Annotated in this window: 19 protein-coding genes and 1 riboswitch; of the genes, 2 read left to right on the top strand and 17 right to left on the bottom strand. The window is 40.2% G+C overall.

Annotated elements, in window-relative coordinates; genetic code table 11:
- Positions 1 to 78: 78 nt before the first annotated feature.
- The 7 genes from purN to purC form a co-directional block, all read right to left on the bottom strand.
- On the bottom strand, positions 79 to 660 hold the full coding sequence (purN, locus tag AC4J95_RS13755) for a phosphoribosylglycinamide formyltransferase (RefSeq protein ID WP_494550370.1): 582 nt from the start codon (positions 658 to 660) through the stop codon (positions 79 to 81).
- Positions 657 to 1,700, bottom strand: coding sequence for a phosphoribosylformylglycinamidine cyclo-ligase (gene purM, locus AC4J95_RS13750; protein ID WP_494550369.1), 1,044 nt, complete (start codon positions 1,698 to 1,700; stop codon positions 657 to 659). The genes purN and purM overlap by 4 nt, the downstream gene beginning before the upstream one ends.
- A 472-nt stretch (positions 1,701 to 2,172) precedes the next feature.
- On the bottom strand, positions 2,173 to 3,612 hold the full coding sequence (gene purF / locus AC4J95_RS13745; protein ID WP_494550368.1) for an amidophosphoribosyltransferase: 1,440 nt from the start codon (positions 3,610 to 3,612) through the stop codon (positions 2,173 to 2,175).
- The gene (gene purL / locus AC4J95_RS13740) at positions 3,597 to 5,816 is read right to left on the bottom strand and encodes a phosphoribosylformylglycinamidine synthase subunit PurL (protein ID WP_494550367.1); all 2,220 of its coding nucleotides are present in this window, start codon (positions 5,814 to 5,816) and stop codon (positions 3,597 to 3,599) included. Before purL ends, purF begins: the two co-directional genes overlap by 16 nt.
- The gene (gene purQ / locus AC4J95_RS13735; RefSeq protein ID WP_494550366.1) at positions 5,816 to 6,496 is read right to left on the bottom strand and encodes a phosphoribosylformylglycinamidine synthase subunit PurQ; all 681 of its coding nucleotides are present in this window, start codon (positions 6,494 to 6,496) and stop codon (positions 5,816 to 5,818) included. The genes purL and purQ overlap by 1 nt, the downstream gene beginning before the upstream one ends.
- Before the next feature lies 1 nt (position 6,497).
- A complete protein-coding gene (purS, locus tag AC4J95_RS13730) occupies positions 6,498 to 6,752 on the bottom strand; it encodes a phosphoribosylformylglycinamidine synthase subunit PurS (RefSeq protein ID WP_316402940.1) in 255 nt (84 codons plus the stop codon).
- Positions 6,753 to 6,754: 2 nt separating this feature from the next.
- Complete coding sequence (gene purC / locus AC4J95_RS13725; RefSeq protein ID WP_494550365.1) at positions 6,755 to 7,471, bottom strand: phosphoribosylaminoimidazolesuccinocarboxamide synthase; 717 nt, start codon at positions 7,469 to 7,471, stop codon at positions 6,755 to 6,757.
- 256 nt (positions 7,472 to 7,727) lie between these two features.
- Between purC and AC4J95_RS13720 the strand changes: the two genes are divergently transcribed.
- Positions 7,728 to 8,099 (top strand): hypothetical protein, encoded by a 372-nt coding sequence (locus AC4J95_RS13720; protein ID WP_494550364.1) that lies wholly within the window; start codon positions 7,728 to 7,730, stop codon positions 8,097 to 8,099.
- A gap of 39 nt (positions 8,100 to 8,138) precedes the next feature.
- Here AC4J95_RS13720 and purB read toward each other — a convergent pair whose 3' ends face one another.
- The 5 genes from purB to AC4J95_RS13695 all read right to left on the bottom strand — a co-directional run bounded on the left by purB (position 8,139) and on the right by AC4J95_RS13695 (position 13,128).
- Complete coding sequence (gene purB, locus AC4J95_RS13715; protein WP_494550363.1) at positions 8,139 to 9,434, bottom strand: adenylosuccinate lyase; 1,296 nt, start codon at positions 9,432 to 9,434, stop codon at positions 8,139 to 8,141.
- A gap of 76 nt (positions 9,435 to 9,510) precedes the next feature.
- Entirely contained in the window at positions 9,511 to 10,632 is a 1,122-nt protein-coding gene (gene purK / locus AC4J95_RS13710; protein ID WP_316402936.1) for a 5-(carboxyamino)imidazole ribonucleotide synthase, read from the bottom strand.
- Entirely contained in the window at positions 10,625 to 11,113 is a 489-nt protein-coding gene (gene purE, locus AC4J95_RS13705) for a 5-(carboxyamino)imidazole ribonucleotide mutase (protein ID WP_316402935.1), read from the bottom strand. The genes purK and purE overlap by 8 nt, the downstream gene beginning before the upstream one ends.
- Positions 11,114 to 11,261: 148 nt before the next feature.
- The gene (locus tag AC4J95_RS13700; protein WP_494550362.1) at positions 11,262 to 12,545 is read right to left on the bottom strand and encodes a nucleobase:cation symporter-2 family protein; all 1,284 of its coding nucleotides are present in this window, start codon (positions 12,543 to 12,545) and stop codon (positions 11,262 to 11,264) included.
- A gap of 1 nt (position 12,546) precedes the next feature.
- A complete protein-coding gene (locus AC4J95_RS13695; RefSeq protein WP_494550361.1) occupies positions 12,547 to 13,128 on the bottom strand; it encodes a xanthine phosphoribosyltransferase in 582 nt (193 codons plus the stop codon).
- Positions 13,129 to 13,204: 76 nt separating this feature from the next.
- Positions 13,205 to 13,302, bottom strand: a riboswitch (purine riboswitch).
- A gap of 248 nt (positions 13,303 to 13,550) precedes the next feature.
- Here AC4J95_RS13695 and AC4J95_RS13690 point away from each other — a divergent pair.
- Complete coding sequence (locus tag AC4J95_RS13690; protein ID WP_494550360.1) at positions 13,551 to 14,468, top strand: magnesium transporter CorA family protein; 918 nt, start codon at positions 13,551 to 13,553, stop codon at positions 14,466 to 14,468.
- 113 nt (positions 14,469 to 14,581) lie between these two features.
- On the opposite strand, the gene tdcB is transcribed toward AC4J95_RS13690, so the two are convergent.
- The 5 genes from tdcB to AC4J95_RS13665 all read right to left on the bottom strand — a co-directional run bounded on the left by tdcB (position 14,582) and on the right by AC4J95_RS13665 (position 19,665).
- Complete coding sequence (gene tdcB / locus AC4J95_RS13685) at positions 14,582 to 15,589, bottom strand: bifunctional threonine ammonia-lyase/L-serine ammonia-lyase TdcB (protein ID WP_494550359.1); 1,008 nt, start codon at positions 15,587 to 15,589, stop codon at positions 14,582 to 14,584.
- A complete protein-coding gene (gene ald, locus AC4J95_RS13680) occupies positions 15,589 to 16,698 on the bottom strand; it encodes an alanine dehydrogenase (RefSeq protein WP_494550358.1) in 1,110 nt (369 codons plus the stop codon). The genes tdcB and ald overlap by 1 nt, the downstream gene beginning before the upstream one ends.
- Before the next feature lie 336 nt (positions 16,699 to 17,034).
- Positions 17,035 to 17,472, bottom strand: coding sequence for a Fur family transcriptional regulator (locus tag AC4J95_RS13675; protein WP_494550357.1), 438 nt, complete (start codon positions 17,470 to 17,472; stop codon positions 17,035 to 17,037).
- Positions 17,473 to 17,574: 102 nt separating this feature from the next.
- Complete coding sequence (cysK, locus tag AC4J95_RS13670; protein ID WP_494550356.1) at positions 17,575 to 18,495, bottom strand: cysteine synthase A; 921 nt, start codon at positions 18,493 to 18,495, stop codon at positions 17,575 to 17,577.
- A 339-nt stretch (positions 18,496 to 18,834) separates the two neighbouring features.
- The gene (locus AC4J95_RS13665) at positions 18,835 to 19,665 is read right to left on the bottom strand and encodes a glucosaminidase domain-containing protein (protein WP_494550396.1); all 831 of its coding nucleotides are present in this window, start codon (positions 19,663 to 19,665) and stop codon (positions 18,835 to 18,837) included.
- Between the last annotated feature and the right edge of the window lie 5 nt (positions 19,666 to 19,670).

Here is a 19,670-nt window from a genome sequence, read left to right as displayed (position 1 = left end):
GCCCCAGCTTTTCTAACGTAAAGTATTTCTTCTATTTTCTTTACATCCGTTAAGTATGCACGTAAATCTCTTAACGATTTAATCCTGCTTTATATTGGATTCTTTTACAATTTCTGCAAGAACCTGAGGATACAGCTGATGTTCTACCTGATGGATTTTTGCTTCCAAATCTTCCAAACTATCCTCTTCAGCTACTTGTACTTTTCCTTGAGCGATAATGGGACCTGTATCTACTCCGCTATCCACATAATGAATCGTCACACCGGTTTCTTTCACACCAGCTTCATAGGCGTCTCTAATACCATGTAATCCTGGAAAACTTGGCAATAAGGCTGGATGAATGTTGATGATCCGATTCGGAAAGGCGTCAAGTAAATCTTTGCCGATGATTCGCATATAGCCGGCTAAAACAACTAGTTCCACCTCATATTTTTTTAATTGTTCCAATAAAGCCGCCTCGTAGCTTTTTTTATCAGGAAATTCTTTTAGCTCAAAGCTTTCACAAGAAATTCCAAATTTCTTGCCGCGTTCCAGAACATAAGCATCGTGATGATCCGAAAATAATAGAACCAATTCTGCTTCAATCATTTTATCTTTAACAGCTTGAGCGATTACTTCAAAATTTGATCCATTTCCTGATGCTAAAACAGCTAATCTCATGCTTTTGCTCCTTTGAAAACAATAGCTGACTCTTGCTTTTCAGTAACCTTACCAATCAAATAGTATTCTTCGCCTCGTTTAGTCAAATCAGACTGTAGCTCAGATATTTTTTCTGGCGAAACAGCTAGTACCATTCCAATACCCATATTGAAAATCTCATACATTTCCATTGCAGGAATCTCGCCATATTTTGCTAAAGCATCAAAAATCGGTAGAACTGGCCATGAGCCTAATTCAATTTCACAGGCCAAGTTTTCTGGCAACATCCGAGGAATGTTTTCGACAAAACCTCCACCGGTTACGTGAGCAATCCCGTTGATCAATTCCTTTTTAACTAAAGGCATTACTGATTCGACATAAATTTTTGTCGGCGTTAAGATTTCGTCACTAAGCTTTTCCTTCAACTCTGGTAATTTTTCATCGATCGCAAAGCTGTTCATTTCAAAGAAGACCTTACGAACTAATGAGTAGCCGTTTGAGTGAATCCCTGATGAAGGCAAGCCAATTAGTACATCTCCTGCTTGAATCTTTTCTCCGGTAATCATTTGACTTTTTTCAGCAAGGCCAACAGTAAATCCGGCTAAATCGTAATCATCTTCGCCATACATCCCGGGCATTTCCGCTGTTTCCCCACCAATCAATGCCGCCCCTGCTTGTACGCAGCCTTCGGCAACACCAGCAACTACTTGTTCCAGACGTGCGGGCACATTTTTACCTGTCGCAATATAATCTAAAAAATAGAGTGGCTCAGCACCTTGTGCCACGATATCATTCACGCACATCGCTACGCAATCGATGCCGATCGTATCGTGTTTATCCGCTTGGATCGCTACCATTAATTTAGTTCCGACTCCATCCGTTCCCGACACTAAAACAGGTTCTTTCAAATCGAATTGACTCAAATCAAAACAACCGCCAAAACCACCAATAGCTCCCATAACACCTAAACGTTCAGTTCTTTTCACATGCTTCTTGATACGTTCGACAACTTCATAACCAGCTTCTACATCAACACCAGCTCTGGAATATGCATTTCCCACTAGATCCGCTCCTTATTCGTTTTAATGAATTAATTTTTCTGAAAACCGAAAAATTAGTTTGATTCTCATGCCGTATATCATTCCTCTAGACTTCTCTTGTCTTTCTTTTGAATATATCTAGAAAATTACTTACTCAACAAAATTTACTGCGAAAAGAGGAACTGAAATCCTTATTCATACTAATGTATTCATTTTTCAGTAAAACGAAAAATGAGTTTGATTCTCATACCGTATATCATTCCTCTAGACTTCTCTTGTCTTTCTTTTGAATATATCTAGAAAATTACTTACTCGACAAAATTTACTGCGAAACGAGGAACTGAAATCCTTATTCGTTTTAATGAATTAATTCTCATGCTGTAAACCAACCCAATAAAGACTTTGACTTGTCTATTGGAAAGTTTTTTTCGCTTTTTCTTTACATTTGTTAAGTCTGAAAGGAATTTTCTTTCTTTTTATTTACCATTCACTTTTAGTAAAAAGAAGTTTTTTCCTTCAGTGTCGCCTGATAATGCTCTTCGTAATCATATAAAGGCGTTGGATAGTCACCATTGAAATAAGCCATGCATAATCCTGAATATGGTGCATCAAAATCTAGTCCGATCGCGTCGATCAAGCCATCTTCACTTAAAAATGACAATGAGTCGGCACCGATCATTTCACGAATTTCTTCGATCGAATGATTTGCAGCGATCAATTCCTTACGCGTTTGAATATCGATCCCATAAAAACAAGGATATCGTAATGGCGGCGAAGCAATCCGCACATGAACTTCTTTGGCTCCCGCTTCCTTTAATAGATTGACAATTCGACGACTTGTTGTCCCGCGCACGATGGAATCATCCACCATGATAACTTTTTTGCCTTCTACAACTCCTCGAACGGCTGACAGCTTCATACGAACCCCTTGTTCACGCAACTCCTGAGTTGGTTGAATAAAGGTTCTTGCAACATATTGATTTTTTACCAAACCCATTTCATAAGGAATACCTGACTCCTCCGCATAACCGCTTGCTGCTGATAAGGAAGAATTCGGCACACCGACAACCATGTCTGCTTCAATTCCTGATTCTTGTGACAAAATGCGGCCCATATTTTTACGTGCACTATGCACATTAACCCCAGCAATGTTTGAGTCAGGTCGTGCGAAATAAATATATTCCATTGAACAAATTGCGTGTTGCGTATTATCTGTAAACTGTTCAACCTTCAAACCATCGTCATTAATCGTAATGATTTCGCCAGGATTGACATCTTGAATAAATGTCGCTCCCACAACTTCTAAGGCACAGGTTTCTGAAGCCACTACATAAGCCCCGTTGACCATTTGTCCGATCGACAGCGGTCGGAAACCATTTGGATCAAGTGCCGCTACCATTGAATCTTCTGTCAGCATCAAGTAGGCAAAGCCGCCTTTGACTGTGTTCAAGGCTTCTTTCATGCGTTCGCATAACGTCTCTTTCTGACTCCGGCGAATCAGATGCATCAAGATCTCTGTATCTGAATTTGAATGGAAGATCGCACCGTCAATTTCCAATTCTTTTCTCAAACTCTTCGCATTAGTCAAATTGCCATTGTGAGCTAAAGCAAAGTCACCATCGTAAAAATTGAATAAGAAAGGCTGGATGTTATCTACACTACTGGTTCCTGCAGTCGCATAACGAACATGTCCGATTGCTGCTTGTCCAGTTAATTGACTTAGTTGACGCTCGTCTTTAAAAACCTCTGACAAAAGCCCCAATCCACGAGTACTGATTAATTTCCCACTGTCATTGCTGACAATCCCAGCACCTTCTTGTCCACGATGCTGCAAGCTATGCAAGCCAAAATAAGTGACGCGAGCAGCATCTGGGTGACCCCAGATGCCAAATACGCCACATTCTTCATTTAAACTTTTTACTTCATTAGACATGGAATGGCTTCCTCCCATAATTTTTCGGCTTTCTCCGTTGAAACGACGATGTCACCACCCACAGCAGTCAGTTTCAATTCGCCAGTATTAGTCACTTCACCGATTTTTATTGCTTTTTCGCCAACGAATGCTTCGAAATCTGTTTGCTTCTCTGGTTTAATCGATAGAACAAAACGAGATTGTGTTTCGGCAAACAGGTTTTCGACAGGCATTTCTACATTAACGTCGACACCTAAATGATTATTAAATGCTGACTCAGCGATTGCTACTGCCAGACCGCCTTCTGCACAATCGTGAGCACTTTCTACTAAGCCTGCTTTAATGGCTGATAACACTAATTCCTGATTGACTTTCTCAACAGCTAAATCAAAGTCCATCAATTTCCCTTCGATCAAGCCTTTTTGCATTTTCTGGATCTCAGTACCATTGAAGTCAGCGTTCGTTTCACCAATGACATAAACAAGATCGCCAGCTGTTTTGAATTCTTGCGTCGTAATGTGTGCCAAGTCTTCGATCAAGCCCACCATACCGATCATCGGTGTAGGGTAGATTGCTTTACCGTTAGTCTCATTGTACATAGAAACGTTACCGGAAATAACTGGTGTATTCAATGTACGACATGCTTCTGAGATACCATCTGCTGACGTCCATAATTCCCAGAAACCTTCTGGCTTTTCAGGCGAACCGTAGTTCAAGCAGTCGGTAATCGCTAAGGGTTGACCGCCAGAAGCTACAATATTACGAGCCGCTTCAGCAACAGCGATTTGTCCGCCGATTTCTGGATTCAAGTACAAATAACGTGCATTACAGTCAGTCGTCATCGCCAGAGCCTTGTTGGTTCCGCGAACACGCATAACTGCCGCATCACTTCCCGGCCGTACAACAGTGTTCGTCCGAACTTGCGAATCGTAAGTTTCATAAATCATTCTTTTAGAAGCGATGGTTGGTTGCTGTAACAATGCTAGTAATGTTTCAGTAGCATCCTTCACTTCCGGTTTGAAATCTGCCATATTCGCAAACTCTTGAATTCGTGCTGGTTCACGCTTTTCATTTTCGTAAACAGGAGCATCTTCTGCCAACGCATCAACAGGCAAGTTGGCAACTTCTTCGCCATGGTGATACAGGCGATACATACCATCATCCGTTACTTCACCGATTGTCACTGCGTCCAACTCATAGCGCTTGAATAACTCAACCACTTCATCTTCATGACCCTGCTCAACACAGATCAGCATCCGTTCTTGTGATTCAGATAACATCATTTCATATGGCGTCATGTTGGTTTCCCGCTGAGGAACATCGTCCAAATAGAGCTTCAGACCTGATCCGGCTTTTGAAGCCATCTCAGAACTTGATGACACTAACCCAGCCGCACCCATATCTTGGATACCAACTAAGATATCCGCATGGTCTAAAATCAATTCCAAACAAGCTTCTAATAATAGTTTTTCCATGAACGGATCGCCGACTTGAACTGCAGAGCGTTGTTGTTCCTCCCCTTCAACAAATTCTTCAGAAGCAAATGTTGCGCCGTGAATTCCATCGCGGCCAGTTTTTGCACCGACGTACATGATCGAGTTGCCGACACCTTTGGCTTGACCTTTTTGAATGTCCTTATGATCCATTAAGCCGACACACATCGCGTTTACTAATGGATTGCCCTCATAGCAAGGATCAAAAGCTACTTCGCCACCAACTGTCGGGATTCCGATACAGTTCCCATAACCGCTGATTCCAGCGACAATTTCTTCTAATAAGTATTTGGTTCTTTCAGTATTCAATTCACCAAAACGTAAAGAATCTAAGACAGCAATTGGACGAGCGCCCATACTGAAAATGTCGCGAATAATGCCTCCGACACCTGTTGCTGCGCCTTCATAGGGTTCCACAGCTGAAGGGTGATTGTGACTTTCCGCCTTGAAAACAACTGCTTGATTATCGCCAATATCCACGATTCCAGCACCTTCTCCAGGACCTTGCAATACTTGTGGACCTTCAGATGGAAATTTACGCAATACGGGTTTAGAATTTTTATAGGAACAGTGTTCACTCCACATAACAGAGAAAAGACCTGTTTCAGTATAATTTGGCAGGCGACCAAGAATGTCTTCTGAAATCAAACGATATTCTTCATCAGTCAAACCCCATCCAGCGTATATACGCTGATCTTTGATTTCTTGAGCCGTTGGTTCTAATTTCATCATTAGTTTGCCGTCACCTTTCCAAAATTATTTAAAATAGAAGCGAAGAATTTTATCCCGTCATCAGATCCTAACAGCTTCTCCATTGCACGTTCTGGGTGAGGCATCATTCCTAAGACATTCCCAGCTTTGTTAGTGATCCCCGCAATACTTTCAACACTTCCGTTGATATTATCACCTTCATAGGTAAAAACGATTTGATTGTTCGCCTTTAATTCTGCTAAGGTCTCATCATCACAATAGTAATTTCCTTCACCGTGAGCGACCGGGATTTGGATCACTTCGTCGGCTTGATATTCAGAAGTAAATTTTGTTTGACTGTTCACAACTTTAAGCGGAGTAATTTTACTGATAAATTTCAATGATTCATTTCTCCGCAGCGCCCCTGGCAATAAGCCGGCTTCTGTCAAAATCTGGAATCCATTACATGTACCGAAAACTGGTTTGCCTTCTTCCGCAAAACGAATGACTTCTGACATGATGTTTGCAAAACGTGCAATCGCACCACAACGTAAATAGTCACCGTAAGAGAATCCTCCGGGAAGTAAGACACCATCAAATCCATCAAGGCTGTCTGCATCATACCGAACGTACTCGCAATCAGCTCCCATAATCTCTTTCATTGCCCAGTACATATCTAAATCACAATTTGAGCCAGGAAAGACTATGACTGCAAATTTCATGTTAAACTTCCTCCGATGTCAAAATTTCATAACGATAAGTTTCCATGTTTACGTTAGCCAACAGCTTGTCACAAACTTCTTCGATCATCTCGTCAACAGGACGATCACTTTTGGCAACTTTGATCTCAAAATATTTTCCGATGCGAACATCCTCGATCTCATCGTAGCCCATCCGATGAACAGCGCCTTTTACTGCTTCACCTTGGGGGTCCAATACTGAATCCTTATACGTTACATAAACTTTCACAAAATACATGCTTATTCTCCTCGCTTTTCTAATCTATTTAGTACTTCTTGGTATACCGGAATAATGTCACCTAAATCACGACGATAAATATCCTTATCTAAATGTTCATTGGTTTTCTTGTCCCATAAACGGCAAGTATCAGGAGAAACCTCATCAGCCAATAAAATCGACCCATCCTTCTGACGACCAAACTCTAATTTGAAATCAATTAGCGCAATATCAATTGAATCAAATAACTCGATCAAAGCCTCATTAACTTCTAAGGCCATCCGACGCAACTGAGTCAGTTCAACTTCTGTCGCAAGTGCCAGAGTCATGATGTGATCGTCATTAACCATCGGATCATCTAACTCGTCGTTCTTATAATAGAACTCAACAATCGGAAATTTCAGAGGTGACCCCTCTGGAATGTCTAAACGCTTTGAAAAACTACCTGCTGCTACATTTCGAACCACTACTTCTAAAGGGATGATTTCAACGGTTTGAATCAGCTGTTCATTCGCCGAAAGCTGTTTGATATAGTGATTATTGATTCCTTTGCTTTTTAAGAAATCAAAGATCAATCCGGTAATTTGATTATTAAGTTCGCCTTTACCGCTAATCTGATCCTTCTTCGCACCATTCAAAGCAGTTGCCTGATTTAAATACTCAACCCAAACAATATCCGGATCATCCGTTTGAAACAATTGTTTTGCTTTTCCTTCATACAATAAAGTGCCTTTTTCCACGTCATAACGCTCCCTTTTAATGAACATTTAAAAACTTATTGCAAAAATCGTTCGTTACTTAATTTCATATTTAGTGTAACAACTGAATATGGATATTTCAACAATTTATCGGATATTATAATAAAGTAACACGGTTAATGTTCGTGTTTATGGCAAGGTGTTAAATGGTGTTCCGCTAGCAAAACGAAGAGAGCGTTTACATTTTGTGAAAATGGTGCTATATTTAATTCGAACGAAATATATGGAGGAATCGCTTATGTTAGATGCACCGGTAGCAGCTGAAAAATTTCTTAATTCAATGCTGGAAACGGATAAACAACATCTGTTCAACGTCCTATTAGGATTGGATACGACACACAATCTTAACCGTAATACCAGCTTTTATTCCTATCGTAATCTAAAAAAAATCTTGCATCCAAAGCAATCAAAAGCAATGCAATCTTTACATTTTTCCAATCAATTGAACGAAGAGTTAGTGGTTAGACAGTTGAAGGACCACTCCTTCTTAAAAAATTCGTATCGGATCGAGATTATTTTAAATTCACAAACTTATGATTATCAGTTAATTGATTGTCTGCTAGAGCAGCTTTACCAATGTTGCTGTGCCGATATTTATTCTTACGCCTAAAATACAAAAACCTCTTGCCGCGGCAAGAGGTTTTTTTGTTTATTTTATACCTACTCGTTCAAAAACTTTATCAACATTCTTAAGGTGATAATTATAATCAAATGCATCATCTAAATCATCGACAGATAAAACGTTGGTAATTTTTTCATCTGCATCCAATAAAGGACGAAATTGCGTTTGGTTATCCCAGGCATAAGCCGTTTTCGGTTGTACCAAATCATAGGCTTCTTCGCGGGTCATTCCCTTATCAATCAGTTTCAGCATCACACGTTGACTATAGATCAAGCCAAATGTCGCTTCCATATTACGTTTCATATTCTCTGGGAAAACAGTCAAATTCTTAACGATATTGCCAAAACGATGCAGCATATAGTCTACTAAAATCGTTGTATCCGGTGTAATAATTCGTTCTGCTGATGAATGAGAGATGTCGCGTTCATGCCACAGTGCTACATCTTCAAAAGCAGTGATCAAATGACCGCGAACTACGCGCGCCAGCCCAGTCATATTTTCGGAACCGATCGGATTACGCTTATGGGGCATTGCCGAGGACCCTTTTTGGCCTTTAGCAAAGAATTCTTCCACTTCACGAGTTTCCGATTTTTGCAGTCCACGAATTTCTGTCGCGAAGCGTTCGATCGAAGTTGCGATCAACGCCAAACTAGAGAAATATTCCGCATGCAAATCTCTAGGTAACACTTGAGTTGAGACTTCCTGTGGACGAATTCCTAGCTTCTCACAGACAAATTCTTCCACAAACGGTGGAATATTCGCAAACGTACCTACTGCTCCTGAAATTTTCCCCGCCTCTACACCTTTGGCGGCATGCTCGAAGCGTTCAATGTTCCGTTTCATTTCTGAATACCATGTGGCTAATTTCAAACCAAAAGTCGTCGGTTCTGCATGGACGCCATGAGTACGACCCATCATAACAGTGTCTTTATGCGCTAAAGCTTTTTCGCCGATGATTGCTAAAAAGTCTTGTAGATCTTTACGCAGGATATCATTGGCCTGCTTGTACAAATAACCATAAGCAGTATCCACTACATCTGTACTAGTCAAACCATAGTGAACCCACTTGCGTTCTTCGCCCAAAGTTTCAGATACTGCACGCGTAAAGGCTACCACATCATGTTTGGTCGATTGTTCGATCTCTAAAATACGATCAATATCAAAGCCGGCATTCGCGCGAATCTTTTTCACATCTTCTTTTGGAATCTCGCCTAATTCCGCCCACGCTTCATCAGCTAAAATCTCAACCTCCAACCACGCTTTATAACGATTTTCATCGCTCCAAATATTACCCATTTCGTCTCTTGTATATCTAGATATCATTGTATTCTCCCTCGTTAAATCATTTAGTTTTTTCTTCCTATCAGTTCAGTTGTAAAATTACAATCAGGAAAATAACTTAATCCCAAGTTTCGCTTTTTTTGATATCGTCTAATGTTCGTTGAATACTGTCGGTCAAGATAGTCACATGACCCATCTTGCGCCCTTTCTTAGGCATTGCCTTCCCATAAAAATGGAAGTGCCATTCAGGCCATAAATCAATCAACTCATAAACCTTCAACAGATTCTCACCTAAAACATTAACCATCACCGCATTAGATAATAACTTAGGTTCGCTCAGCGGCCAACCGCAAATTCCACGAATATGCGCATCAAATTGGCTCATCGTACAAGCTTCTATTGTGTAATGTCCAGAATTGTGTGGACGCGGAGCAATCTCATTGACGTACAGCGCACCTGCCTTAGTCAAGAAGAACTCCACACAAAGAGTTCCGACTAAGTCGACTCCTTGGGCAATCACCTTAGCAATTCGACTAGCTTCTTTTGCCACTGCTGCATCGATCCCAGCTGGAACAATCGTTTCATGTAAAATATTATTGCGGTGAACGTTCTCTACTACTGGGAATGTGACGTAATCGCCAATGTTATTCCCTGCAACTTGAACAGACAATTCTTTTTCAAAAGGAATCCAAGCTTCTAAAACACAAGTTCCCGAACGCAATAGATTCATCGATGGGGCTAGATCAGCCGTACTATTCAAAACATATTGGCCATGACCATCGTACCCCCCACGCGTTGTTTTCAAAACGCAAGGATAACCGATTCCCTCGATCGCATCTTGAATATCTGTCGGGCTGATGATCGTCGCGTAAGGAGCGATCACGATATTATTGTTTTCCAAAAAGGATTTTTCCATTAAACGGTCTTGACTGATCGCTAACAAATCGGTTCCCTGAGGAATGTTTGCGAAATGCTGGATATGATTAATTGTATCCACATCCACATTTTCAAATTCATAGGTAATTACTTGTGATCTGCGGGCCATTTCTTCCAAAGCCATTTGATCATCATAATCGGCAACGATATGCCAATCCGAAACCTGCGCAGCTGGACAATCCTCTGTCGGATCGATCACGCCCGTACGAAAACCCATTTCCTTTGCACTGATAGCCATCATACGGCCTAATTGTCCTCCGCCTACGATACCAATCGTAGAGCCTGGCTTTAATGATTTAACCAAGTTGTTCACTACTTTCCAATACAGTTTCTGTCATTTGCTGCCGCTTCTTTTCCAAGCGCTCAGCTACTTTTTTATCATACATGGAAAGCATCTGCGCCGCAAGTAGTCCGGCGTTCGTTGCTCCAGCTTTTCCGATCGCTGTAGTAGCCACTGGTACCCCGCCAGGCATCTGCACAATAGACAGCAGTGAGTCCAAGCCATTCAATGCTCTGGATTGAACAGGTACTCCGATTACTGGCAAAGTGGTTTTAGCCGCCACCATGCCCGGTAAATGGGCAGCTCCGCCAGCACCTGCGATAATTACTTTGATTCCACGTTCTCGAGCTTTTTCTGCAAAGTCGAACATTAAGTCTGGTGTACGGTGAGCTGAAACAACTCGTTTTTCATAAGCAACACCTAATTCATCAAGGCTGTCACATGCATGCTTCATCGTTTCCCAATCTGAGGTACTACCCATAATAACTGCAACTTCTGGATTCATAATTTGCCCCTTTCATTATTCATGCTTATTTTAGCAAGTAGGGTTTCCTAAGTCAAAAAGGATTTCGAATATTAATACATAATTCTAATCTATTGTTCGTGTTTTTGTTTATTAAAAAAGAAACGCGGTTTTCACCACGCCTCTTTCCTTATTTTTCTTCTCTTTTATATCCATGAAATAGAAGATTTAAAACAATCGCTGATAAACTGCTCATAACAATCCCGTTGCCAGTAAACATCTGAATGGTCTCGGGTAATTTCGCAAATAATGTTGGCATTGCGTTGAAGCCTAAACCAAATCCTATAGAGATCGCGATGATCAATAAATTCTTCTCATCACTATAATCTACTTTCGACAGCATCTTCATTCCTTGGACAGCTACCATACCGAACATCACCAACATCCCGCCGCCTAAAACCGGTTCAGGAATAATTTGAGCTAATGCCCCGACTTTCGGGAAAAGCCCCAAGATAATTAGAAAGATTGCTGAAAAGTAGATTGGACGACGGGTTTTGATCCCAGATAGCTGGACTAAACCAACATTTTGTGAAAATCCTGTGTATGGGAAGGTATTGAATAATCCACCTAGTATAACCGCCAAACCTTCAGCTCGGTATCCACGCTTCAAGTCATCTTCTTTTACTTCTTTCCCAACGATATCCCCTAAAGCAAAATAAACCCCAGTGGATTCAACCATACTTACAATAGAAATAATAATCATCAACAAAATTGAAAATGGCTCAAACTTTGGTGTCCCAAAATAAAATGGTTGTGGGACGTGAAACATTGGTGCATGTCCTATCGCCGTTAAATCAATCTGACCCAAAAACGCGGCTAATATAGAGCCGCCCACTAAACCGACTAATACTGCGATCGAACGAACAAATCCCCGGCCAAATACTTGAACAGCGAGTATCAAAATAATCGTCACAAAAGCTAACATTAAATTCGTTGGATCACCAAATGTTTTGGCGGCGGCATCGCCACCCCCCATTTTTGTGATTGCAACTGGTATCAATGTCAAACCGATTGTCGTAATAACCGTTCCCGTTACAATTGGCGGAAAAAGCTTCTCTACTTTGGAAAAGAAACCAGAAATCAGTACAACGAAGATTCCCGCAGCAATAATTGATCCATAGACCGTACCTACCCCATGGGTTTGACCAATCAAGATCAATGGTGCTACGGCTTGGATCGCACAACCTAAAACAACTGGTAGTCCAATCCCAAAAAATTTATTTACTGTCAATTGCAGCAATGTCGCAATTCCACACATGAAAATATCGATGGATATCAAATACGTCATTTGCGCTTCATTAAAACCTAAGCCCGTTCCTATCAAAAGCGGTACTGCTACTGCCCCTGCGTACATTGCCAAAAGATGCTGCAGACCTAATACTGCTGATTTTCCATTTCCTGTCTCGCTTGTCACTCTATGCGTCCTCCTCGATAAAGGTTACTTTACCGTCATGTAAGGAAGCAATTCTTGCTAAAGAAACAACCGGAATATCCATGTCTTCGATCAGTTGGCGACCATCCTGAAATGACTTTTCAATCAAGATCCCAATTCCAGCCACACTTGCACCAGCCTGCTGACACAGCTCAATTAATCCTTTAGCCGCTTGGCCGTTTGCTAAAAAGTCATCGACTAACAAGACATTATCCTCTGCAGAAAGGAATTTACGAGAAATAGAAATAGTACTAGTTACTTGTTTGGTAAATGAATAAACAGAAGCTGTCAACAATTCTTCATCCATCGTCAGACTTTTTGATTTACGAGCAAAGATCATTGGCACTTTCAAAGCCTGTGCAGCATATACTGCGGGAGCGATTCCGGAAGCTTCGATCGTCACTACTTTAGTGATTTTTTTATCTGCAAAGACTTCTGCTAAGCGTTTACCCATCGCGTCCATCAATTCAGGATCAACTTGGTGAGTGATGAATTCGTCAACTTTTAACACGCCCTCACCTAAAACGCGGCCTTTATCCTTGATACGATCTGTCAATTCTTTCATTGTACTTTCTCCTTTTCTTGTCGTTTTTTGATTACTACAAAAAACGCACCTCATCTGCAAAGCAAAAAAGGTACGTAAACGTACGATTTTTACTTATAGTCTTGCGTTTACGGCACAAGGTAGAAACTGTCATCCATATTATGACGATATATAAGTTCACCTCTAATGAAAATTTTCATTGAAGTTTATGAAATATGAAAATTATTATAGCAGATAGAAATCATCTGTAAACTAGAATCGTTTTAAATGAGAAGATTGATAGTTGACTAACAGAATTGCTTAACCTTCCCTAAAATTTCTTCTATTATATAGGAAGAAATACCTCTCTTTCAAATTTAATGATTCAAATTAATTGGCAATCCTTAGTCAATTTGAGATGATTGGGATAATAAAGTTTGACAAAGATAAGGAGGTCTTTTTCCTTGATTGATTATTTTTCTATTACAAATGAAGGCGTACAAAAAAATTCCAGTGGAGGAAACTGGCTATCTGTTTCCGATCCAACCGATGCAGAAAAAGAACAGCTGCATCAAGCCTATGATTTGCCGAAGAAATTCTTTTCCTTAAGCGAAAAGTATTCAAATGTTTCCTTTTTTAAAAAATATCAGACGGAAGATCAAAAACCGCTTTGTTTGATGCTTTTCATCAATATCCAGTCAATGGAGGAACCGGAATCATTATCATCAGCAGTTACTGTTTTTCTGACCTCAGACATTTTGATCACAGTAAGCAAGAAGCCGCTGATGGACGAGGTTTTAAACAATTACCAGGCTGAGATTTTCACGACAGCCGGTTTAATTTTGCACACTTTGCAGATCATTAATGAACATTATCTAGTTTTCTTGCGCAAACAACGCGAAACGATTGAAGAAATCAGCCAAGTAACCTCAAATGGCTCGAATAAGAACATTTTAGAAAAAACTACACATACAGAAAAAAAACTCGTCTACATCGATAATCTGCTAAAAGAGCAGAGCAGAACGATCACACGCCTTTTGGACTCAAGTTTGGTATCTTCTGATCGAGATTTAGCAATTGAAATTGAGCTCCAAACAAAGCAAGCGACTACTTCTGTTCAGATTTATCGTGAGATGCTGAGTTCAATCAGCGGTTTGATCGATAGTATGATGGATAATCGACTGAATCAGTTGATGAAGTTTTTAAATACAGCTTCCCTACTACTGGCACTACCAACGCTGATTTTCAGCCTTTGGGGAATCAACACTGGCGGACTACTTTGGAAAGATTCAGAAATTGGATCAATTATGGTAGTATTGTTAGCCTTAATCGTTTCAATTGTCAGCGGCATTTACCTCTTTAAAAAAGACTATGACGCGTAGCTGAGACCCAAGAGATAAAAAAGCCGAATACCCGAAACCTTACCAAATGGAAGGTATTTCGGGATTCGGCTTTATTTTTGTAAGATATTTTTCAAAAAAACTTTACGATCCGTTTATTTCAATTCGTTTGCTACTGAGAAATGACCAATCACATCAGTAATACGGTTCAAATCGACATTACCACCAGAAACTACAGCAACAACTTTTTTTCCGTTCACATATTGATCGACTTTTCCTGAAAGAATTGCAGCTGTAGCTAATGCCCCAGCTCCTTCGACAACGATCTTCGTCCGTTGAATCAAATCCTTCATTGCCAGCTCGATCTCTTGTTCAGAAACAGTCACCATATCGTCAACTAAATCTTCAACGACTTCAAAGGTAAGGTTTCCGGGAAACTCAACTGCACAACCATCAGCGATTGTTGCAGCTTTTTTATAGCCAACTTTTTTACCTGCGCGGAATGAAGCTGTCATCCCATGGATATTATCCGCTTGGACACCAATGATATTGATATTTGGATTAAAAGTTTTCATCGCTACCGCTATACCGGCAATCAATCCGCCGCCACCAACAGGAACTACTACCGTATCAACATCCCAAATAGAATCCAGAATCTCAAGACCAATCGTTCCTTGTCCGGCCATGACGAACTCGTCATCATAAGGAGGAATATACGTAACGCCTGTTTCTTCAACGATTTTTTCGCAATAGGCTTTGGCATCATCAAATCCTGCTCCATGCAAGATGACCTTTGATCCGTAGCCTTCTGTTGCTTCAACCTTGGCTTTAGGAGCTGTCTCAGGCATGACGATCGTGCTTTCAATACCCAACAACTTAGAAGTTAATGCCACTCCTTGCGCGTGGTTCCCGGCAGAAACTGCGATGACGCCTTTATCCTTCTCAGCTTGAGTTAGGTGCGCGATCTTATTAAATGCTCCGCGGAATTTGAATGAGCCAGTTAATTGCATATTTTCTAATTTCAAAAATACTTGTCCGCCAGTTTTCGCAGTCAGAAACATTGATTGGATCAGCGGTGTAACTCGACCATATTGTTTTACTACATTCTTTGCTTCATGAATATCTTCAATTGTGACAGGTAACTTTGTCATAGTGTCAGTCATTATAGAACATCTCCCACTTCGGTATAAGAAACATTAATTGAATCTGCTAAAGCTTTAGAAACGACTTTCCCATTGTAAACACTCAAACCTGATAATAATGATTCATCAGATTTCAAGGCAACATCTAATCCTTTGACACTCACGTCTTTAAGGAATGAAATATTTCCCTTTGCTAGTGCAATTGTTGCTGTTCTTGGTGTAGCACCCGGCATGTTTGGAACAGCATAGTGAATAACATCGTGTTTTGTGAAGACTGGATCTGCATGATTTGTTGGTTTATCAATTGTTTCAACTGTACCGCCTTGATCGATGGCAATGTCCACGATGACTGAACCTGGTTTCATTGATTCAACCATGTATTCCTTAACTAATTTTGGTGGTTTTGCACCTGGAATCAGGACAGTTGAGATGAATACATCCGCTTCTTTGATTTTTTCTTCCAAGTTTTCTGTATTAGATACAAGTACGTCTACATTATGATCCTTGTAACGATCCTGTAATTGCTTGATACGATTTTCGTTCACTTCTAAAATAATTACGTGGCAGCCGATTCCGACGGCCATGTCAGCTGCATTCTCAGCAGCATTACCGCCGCCTAAGATAACAACAGTACCTGCTTCAACACCGTCGATCCCTGGAAGCAAGATACCTTCGCCGCCGTGTTGTTTTTCTAAATAGTATTGACCTAAGTTAACAGCACGACGTCCAGCGATCGCACTCATTGGTTTCAATAATTCTAAAACACCGTTGATTGAAATGTTTTCGCCTGATAAAGCTGTCACGCCGACTTCCATCATTTTTTCAACGCAGGCTTTGTTCGCTGCTAAATGCAAGAAGCCCCAAATGATTTGACCTTTTTTGAAATAATGATACTCACTTTCCATTGGCTCTTTGACCTTAACGATCAACTCCGCAGTCCATGCAGTATCTGTATCTACAATCTTACCGCCAGCTTCAACATATTGATCATTAGTAAAACCTGATCCAGCACCAGCATTATCATCAACCAGCACTTCATTTCCAGCTTCTACTAAAATTTTTACGTTTTCAGGTGTCATACCGACACGAGCCTCACCTTGTTTTGGATCTTTAATTACGCCAATTTTCATGGTAAATCACTCCTAAGGATTTATTATCGAAGTTCTTTAACTCCGGAACATGTTTAATATATCACAATGCTTTTGATAAGCAATGATAGTGCTTCAAGTGTTATTGATATCTCATTATTTCTGATTACTGATTCATTTAAATGAAATAAAAAATCTAGAAACGTTGTAATTACAACGTTCCTAGATAAGAATAATTTCATTTTATCTTTTTATATTCTCTTTAAACAGTTCTTTTAATAAAAATTAATGCAAACGTTACCGGATTTTTGTGTGATTTTTCTCATTTGTTAAAACTGATCTTTTGTTATTTTAGATGAAAACAAAAAAGCCGAGGAATTATTCCTCAGCTTTTTTTTGACAATCTGGACATAAGCCATAAACTTCTAAACGATGTTTAGTGATTTGATAACCGGTCAATTTACTTGATGCCATCTCAACATCTTCTAAGCCCGGATAGAAAAAGTCCACAATTTTTCCACATTCAGTACATATCGCATGATAATGCTGCTTATTCGTGAAATCAAAGCGACTTGCCGCATCACCGTAATTCATCTCTTGAACAATACCAATCTCAACGAATTTTCTAAGATTGTTATACACTGTAGCCACACTCATGTTCGGGAAGCGGCCTTCTAGCGAACGGAAAATCTCGTCAGCTGTTGGATGATTACGGTACTCAATTAAATACTCTAAAATGGCATAACGTTGCGGGGTAATCCTGACTCCGCCGGCCTTCAATTCCTTGACCGCTTGATCAACTGCCTCATTTACCATATAAGCCCCTCCTGTTTTGATTCTTTATTAAAATGATACTATTATCTGAGGGGAAATACTAGTTCGATTCAAAAATTAATAATTTTCATAAACTTATTGGTTTTATTGAAATAATTCGGTAGACAAATAGCGTTCACCATTATCCGGCAATAAAACTAATACTTTTTGTTCAGGACGCATTTTTTTTGCGACCTCGATTGCTGCAAACAACGCGGCACCAGAAGATATTCCTACAAGAATTCCTTCTTTTTTCGCGATTTCACGAGCAGTTTCCATCGCATCGCTGCCTTTTACTGGTAAAACTTCATCATAAATTTTCGTATTTAAGATGCTTGGAACAAAGCCAGCACCAATCCCTTGAATCTTATGCGGTCCAGATTGACCACCTTCTAAAACCGGAGATTCCTCTGGTTCAACTGCATATATTTTGATATCTGAATACATCCGCTTCAATTCATTTCCAACACCAGTAATTGTACCGCCTGTACCAACGCCTGCAACAAAAGCATCCAATCCATTCTTTTCAAAAGCGTTAACAATTTCTCTTGCTGTTGTTTCTTCATGAACTTTCGGATTTGCTGGGTTATCGAATTGTGCCGGAACGAACCAGCCATGTTCATCTGCTAATTCCTTAGCCTTTGCAATTGCTCCCTTCATGCCTTCTGAACCAGGGGTTAGAACTAAATTTGCGCCATAAGCTTGCATCAATTTGCGGCGTTCAACGCTCATTGTTTCGGGCATGACTAAAGTGACAGGATATCCCTTCGCAGCTCCTACCATTGCTAATCCAATACCAGTATTTCCTGATGTTGGTTCGATAATTGTCATTCCAGATTTCAGCTGGCCGTTCTTCTCTGCATCTTCAATCATTCGCAACGCGATCCGATCTTTTACGCTGCCGCCAGGATTAAATGATTCAACTTTAACATAAATCTGAGCCATCTCATCGGTCGTCATGTTTCCAAGTTTCACGATAGGTGTTTCGCCAATTGTATCCAGAATTGAATTGTAAATTTTTGTCATTTTTCCTCGCTCCATTTCTTACCTTATGTAAGTTATCTTAACGAATAATGAGAAAAGATGCGAGAATTTCGACTTTTAGTTCAGCATACTAACAATTTTCTTAACGATCTCTACTTGTCTCTTTGAAATCCATTTTAAAGCAACTGTTTTACTTGAAATGTAAAGCGACATTCTCTGCAGATTCATCTAAAGAATAAGCTTATGTAAATATGTAATACCCTCATTATACATATTATTGAAGGAAGCAGCTTACTTATTAAGTTGAATTAGCATTTAATTTAGAATTCACATTCGTTGAATCCACAAAAAGATGGAACAACCTGTTCCATCTTCGATAAGTTAAATAACGATTGTATCACCTGGCATAATTGTTGATTCAGAACTCCAGCCGTTGTCTGCTAATAGCTGATCGACACTAATACCAAACTTCTCAGCGATTCCCCAGATTGAATCACCGGATTGAACCGTATAGGATTGACCACTCGCTTGTGATGAAGCAGCTGTTTGTTGCGCACTTTGATCCCCATAACCAGATTGTTGAGTTTGTTCTCCAGTTGTTTGAATCGCCGTACCTGCCCCTGGTGTATCAAAGCGGGTCAAGTTGTAGTTTTGAATCAAAGAAATCAGCTTACCAGCATATCCAGGATCCGTTGCATAACGGCCTGTTAAGTAAACTGCCGCATCTTGATAACTGTTCGTATGGCTCTTGCGGGCCCCCGCATAATAAGACCCGGTCAAAAGACTTGCATGGGCCTGGAAAGACTCCGCGTAACTACCATACACAGCAAATGGTTCATTCATTGTTACCCATTGATCATTCAGATACTCTTGTGTACTCATCGTTACTGATGCTCCGCCACTGTATTCCTTAACACCAAACAAATTGTAATAAGGTGCCGCTGATAGCTGGGAAGTTCCAAAACCTGTTTCTACCAAGGCTTGGGCAACCATGATAGACGCATACAAATCATTGGATGCAGAAACTTGCATTGCAGAAGCCCCTAATTGCTCAATGAAAGCTGATTGATTTTGTGTCTGTCCCATTTCAGCTGCATTTACTTTGACAGTGTTCATGCTTAAAACTGCCGGAGAGAGAATCATCGCTGTTCCTAATAAAGGGACGGTGCTCTTTGCAGCTTTTATGCGTTTTTCTTTTTTCTGTGTTCTTATATAAT

It is taken from the genome of Enterococcus sp. GPZ-007, from assembly GCF_059374735.1.
This window is presented reverse-complemented; position numbering and strand designations above follow the sequence as displayed.

What these genes read in the sequence shown, in the direction of transcription:
- purB (WP_494550363.1), bottom strand. Translation starts at nt 9,434, where the DNA reads ATGATATCTAGATATACAAGAGACGAAATGGGTAATATTTGGAGCGAT.
- purE (WP_316402935.1), bottom strand. Translation starts at nt 11,113, where the DNA reads ATGAATCCAGAAGTTGCAGTTATTATGGGTAGTACCTCAGATTGGGAA.
- tdcB (WP_494550359.1), bottom strand. Translation starts at nt 15,589, where the DNA reads ATGACTGACACTATGACAAAGTTACCTGTCACAATTGAAGATATTCAT.
- AC4J95_RS13675 (WP_494550357.1), bottom strand. Translation starts at nt 17,472, where the DNA reads ATGGTAAATGAGGCAGTTGATCAAGCGGTCAAGGAATTGAAGGCCGGC.
- cysK (WP_494550356.1), bottom strand. Translation starts at nt 18,495, where the DNA reads ATGACAAAAATTTACAATTCAATTCTGGATACAATTGGCGAAACACCT.
- purQ (WP_494550366.1), bottom strand. Translation starts at nt 6,496, where the DNA reads ATGAAATTTGCAGTCATAGTCTTTCCTGGCTCAAATTGTGATTTAGAT.
- ald (WP_494550358.1), bottom strand. Translation starts at nt 16,698, where the DNA reads ATGAAAATTGGCGTAATTAAAGATCCAAAACAAGGTGAGGCTCGTGTC.
- AC4J95_RS13695 (WP_494550361.1), bottom strand. Translation starts at nt 13,128, where the DNA reads ATGAAAGAATTGACAGATCGTATCAAGGATAAAGGCCGCGTTTTAGGT.
- purS (WP_316402940.1), bottom strand. Translation starts at nt 6,752, where the DNA reads ATGTATTTTGTGAAAGTTTATGTAACGTATAAGGATTCAGTATTGGAC.
- AC4J95_RS13720 (WP_494550364.1), top strand. Translation starts at nt 7,728, where the DNA reads ATGTTAGATGCACCGGTAGCAGCTGAAAAATTTCTTAATTCAATGCTG.
- purN (WP_494550370.1), bottom strand. Translation starts at nt 660, where the DNA reads ATGAGATTAGCTGTTTTAGCATCAGGAAATGGATCAAATTTTGAAGTA.
- purL (WP_494550367.1), bottom strand. Translation starts at nt 5,816, where the DNA reads ATGATGAAATTAGAACCAACGGCTCAAGAAATCAAAGATCAGCGTATA.
- purF (WP_494550368.1), bottom strand. Translation starts at nt 3,612, where the DNA reads ATGTCTAATGAAGTAAAAAGTTTAAATGAAGAATGTGGCGTATTTGGC.